Origin of the sequence: Bacteroides sp. RTP31139st1_H2_RTP31139_211217 (assembly GCF_040227615.1) — a bacterium.
GTDB classification, from domain to species: domain Bacteria; phylum Bacteroidota; class Bacteroidia; order Bacteroidales; family Bacteroidaceae; genus Bacteroides; species Bacteroides uniformis.
Genome location: NZ_JBCNZM010000259.1, coordinates 1 through 4,062, shown reverse-complemented (window position 1 = coordinate 4,062; position 4,062 = coordinate 1). Strand labels below are relative to the sequence as shown.

The window sequence follows — 4,062 nt, the reverse complement described above, 5'->3', positions numbered from 1 at the left end:
GGCTTATCGGATAATGATAGTTCGCTGAACGCTGTCAGCATACCGTCATTTCGTTTTCTGCATCGGATTAGTCTTAGCCTGCGGCATATTCATAGATGTTACAGAAAGATTTGTCATTTTCATCTTTCCATTGTTCGGCAATAGCAAGAATTTCTGTTATTGATTCGACAGACTGACCGCTTATCTCCTCAAACCACTTGAATATTTCTGTCTGGTTGACAAAATATTCCTTGTACCGTTTGCCGTCTGGAGTACATAGGTCTGCAATGTACTGGTCGGGAAAGTATTTGCCCTCTTGGTCATTTGTCCAATACTCAGCCAGACTTGGCTCTTCCGATTGATAGAAATAACATAGTGTTGGGAATTTCTCACATACAAGTTCAAATGTTTCATCACACGGAGACCAAGCTGTTTCCGTTGTGAATTTCAAGATATTACCCTCCATTTCGAGGTTACTCCAGTCACCTCGGCAATGAATTTTGTTATAATCGCCACCCAAAGCATTCACAAGGCATCCCAACCATGTTTTACCGAAACCGTTAGGAACAGACGGTTCTTTCTGTTCTTGTAACCTTTTCATCAACTTGTAGAGGCTCTTTACTTCTTCCGCGTCACCCTCTATAGCATATGACGCACTGCACCAATTTGGCATAATCGTAATTTTTTATATTAGAATTTCTTTTATTCCCTTTTTTGAAGCCTTCCGACTTCGTCCAAAAGGAGTGTTTTCATGTGCGTTTCAAACGGTGAATACAAAAACAACGGACAAGGAATCAGAAATGAAATTTTATGAATACCGGAATCTGTGATTACGGAAGGTTACGTCAAATTTCTTTTCAGGTAGTGACAGCGGTACTTGGACACTGTTTGTCCACCGTACCTTTGCACACGAAAACAAACCTACGGCGTATGTCAGGCCAATAAATGTGTTATACTGTTAGAAATGGAGTACGACGAGTAAAAAAGGAATAAGAGCGGTAACGGGAGTTCGGTGGAGCATGGCTATAAGAGTAATCAGGCTGAATATACAATACAAGGAAATGCTATCCACCTGCTTTGGCTACAGGTGGATATGTTGTTGTCATTCCGCACCTCTTATGATGGTGAGTTGGTCGGGACGGTTAGGAAACCAATAAGAATCACTGTCAATATATACACATCTGCCACTATTACAGAGATTCCCAAAAGCTAAGACCTCACAAGGTCCAAATATCACTCCATAATCGTTTGTAAACGCCACCATATCTCCCACACTCAAGTCGTTTTCCGTATCCATCACTTTGGAAAGGTGGTCGTAAAACTCAATACCTTCAGCTTCACGTTCTGTTTTCCAACGCAAAAAGTCTTCTTTATGACTTCTACCGGTATGTATCGGTGATAATTCTGAAGGAAAAACCTCCGCTTCCGAAGTATCAGATGCAATCAAAATAACGCTATCCTCTTCAATGTTTTCCGGAATAGAAGCCACTTGGTAAACCCCATTAGACAGACCACTATCTGGGTCATGCCAATAAAGAAGATTACCCAGCTTGATAAAATCGTATTTTCCCATATTCTTTGATTTATTATTTCCCTTTGCTTGAAGCTCTTTCGGCTTCTTGCCGGGGATTGATTTTTATGCAGGATTAACAGTGGAATAAGGGGGATAAGACAAGTAAACAGTGAATGGAATGGAACGGAATACCCACCCTTCGAATGTCAGAGCAGAAGCAGGCTTGTCCTTTTATACCTTGCAATGAGAAGGGGACTGAAAGTCAATCTTTGATTTGAGGAAGGCTGCCGTAAAATATCCAGGAACCGTTAGCATAGCGGTGCTTGACAATCGCCCGGACACTGTACCTTTGCATATAAAATCTCTTCGGCCAGATTTGCCGATGGTGCGATAAGGGAATACTCAGAATGGAAAAACATAAAAAGGGGTATCATGTTATAGGCGAAATATATAACAGAGCTAATATAAGTCCTAAAAAAATATTTTTGCTATCTTTGCCAACGTATTATATAATATTAAGAACATAACAATGGAAAAAACATTTACACAAATCTGTGAATTGTTCGATCAATTCTCAAAAGATGCCAACCTCCAGATGGAGAAAGGCAACAAAGCTGCCGGAACTCGTGCCCGCAAAGTATCACTTGAACTTGAAAAACTTCTCAAACAGTTCAGAAAAGAGTCACTTGAAGCATCGAAATAACTTTCATTCTGGTTCTGACAGTAGGAATATGGCGAACTTCACGTGTACCATATCGAAAAAGCCTCTTCGCTTCACAGCGGAGAGGCTTCATTGATTATGACAAAGTTAAACATCAATTATGCGAAATTTCTATTTCGCTTTTGGAAAAAACAACTCCACTTTCGTATGTCTGTTGGCTTCCACGGGCATATAGTCGGCAATTCCACCTTTGCTAACTCTGATAATCCGCTTGGCTGGTATTCCACGTTGTTCCAGTTCTGCGGTAATAAAACCTGCTCTCGATATACTCAAAGAATCATTGATACTTGATGTTCCTGTAGAACTGTCGGCAGCACCAGTTACCCTCACGGATAAACTGTATTTCTTAGCTACACGAGCCAGTTCGTCAAGATTAAGCCTCTGTGAGGTATCCGTCAAATGTGTCGTATTGAGAGCAAAGAAGAAATAGATGGGTGCACCGATGCACTCTCCATCAGCGTATGAAAGAACCGTGGAATCCATAGCGAGAGTGTCCTGATGGGCGGACAGCACATTTCGGGAAGCCGTATAATTATACGATGGCTTTCCATTCTCAGTCTGAAGAATAGTCGTGTCAAGAGGTGACGACCCGTCCCAATAGCTATGCTTCAACCTTGCACGAAGCGAGTTCAAACCGCTATAATTATTTATAGGATATCTGCATCCGGTTATATCGTCGTTGTCAAAGATATGGCTATATGTATCGAGTAGTCCTTCGATTTCCAGAATTTTCTTTAATTCCACGAGCGTTCGCTTGTCTTGATTGTGACGTCCCACATAACGCCTGTTCTCCTCCGAAAGGAAGTTACCATAATCGACAAGCAGTTCGTTCCGATGGATGTAGGGTGCCGTATCCACCGCGCGCTTCCAGCCGACCTTACCGAGATGAAAGGTGAATCCGGCAGTCAGCGAAAGCATGTGATCGCCCGGACGGTTTGGATAGCCATACCCGTCGAAATCCTGGAATGTAGTTGTGTTAGAGAGTTCCAGCATAGCACTAACCCGTTTGGAAATACGGTATTGTGTTTGTATGCCGTAAGAAAGCGCAAAGGGATTGTTCCCGTTGGTGGCGTTATGTAGCAGACCGACACCCATAAAGGGTGCAAGTCTCCAACGTACCTGTTCCTGTCGGGCATATCTGCGTCCAAGGAGATTCCACAGGAGATCTGCATGGATATAATGGTAATCCTGCGTAGATAATTGTGCATCCTTAAACTGCAAGCCACTATAATTTACCCTTGCGCCGACCAAAGGAGTAAACCACTTGCCGACAGCGAGGCTGTACGAAGGTTTCACTCGTCCAAAAAGGTCTTCACAACCGAGAGGTGTACCAAGAAAAACTGTCGCACCTCCGGATATGCTAACAAACCAGTTGCCGGTTCGGGATGCCGGAAGTAGCACCCCGTTGAGATAGACGGGCTGCATCGGTTGAAGCAATTCCGCTACTTCATAATGAATAGTGTGTCGTACAGTGTCCTTCTGTACGGGTTGTACACTTGCTTGTGCCTGCAACGTGCAGAGCAAAGCGAAGATGAAAATAATTTGTTTCGTCATATTCCAATGATTTCATTAGTTATACTTTTAATCAGGTGTAAGGCGTATGCCATTTACCGTTTAGATTTCTTGCCGATAGTCGAGCGCATCATGCGGCTCGCCATCCTCATACAGCGGAGTGCCCATGCTCGATTGTCCTCGTCCTCGTCGCGTCCCCATTTGAGGTCACTTCCTCCGCCTCCACCACCATGTGATTCGGCAAATGTAGTGGCATCATCTACCATTCCGAGAAATAGCATTGTCGCACAGTGCATGATTTCCGTACCCCGCTCGGCGATAGACTGTACCAGGGAAT

Annotated in this window: 4 protein-coding genes and 1 pseudogene; 1 reads left to right on the top strand and 4 read right to left on the bottom strand. The window is 43.5% G+C overall.

All coding sequences use genetic code 11. The annotated features are described in order from the left end of the window. Positions 1–73: 73 nt before the first annotated feature. Together ABUA47_RS23445 and ABUA47_RS23440 are read right to left on the bottom strand one after the other, a co-directional pair. Positions 74–652: a hypothetical protein gene (locus ABUA47_RS23445; protein ID WP_005836727.1), complete on the bottom strand. Its 579-nt coding sequence runs from the start codon at positions 650–652 to the stop codon at positions 74–76. Positions 653–1,081: 429 nt separating this feature from the next. Beyond that, positions 1,082–1,552, bottom strand: a complete 471-nt coding sequence (locus tag ABUA47_RS23440) for a hypothetical protein (protein WP_005836725.1) — start codon at positions 1,550–1,552, stop codon at positions 1,082–1,084. Between the two features lie 469 nt (positions 1,553–2,021). Here ABUA47_RS23440 and ABUA47_RS23435 point away from each other — a divergent pair, with 469 nt between their 5' ends. Beyond that, complete coding sequence (locus ABUA47_RS23435) at positions 2,022–2,195, top strand: histone H1 (protein WP_004308720.1); 174 nt, start codon at positions 2,022–2,024, stop codon at positions 2,193–2,195. A 129-nt stretch (positions 2,196–2,324) separates the two neighbouring features. Here ABUA47_RS23435 and ABUA47_RS23430 read toward each other — a convergent pair whose 3' ends face one another. Then, complete coding sequence (locus ABUA47_RS23430; protein WP_009293493.1) at positions 2,325–3,767, bottom strand: OmpA family protein; 1,443 nt, start codon at positions 3,765–3,767, stop codon at positions 2,325–2,327. 53 nt (positions 3,768–3,820) lie between these two features. Beyond that, a pseudogene (locus ABUA47_RS23425) lies at positions 3,821–4,062 on the bottom strand (recombinase); the annotation flags it as partial.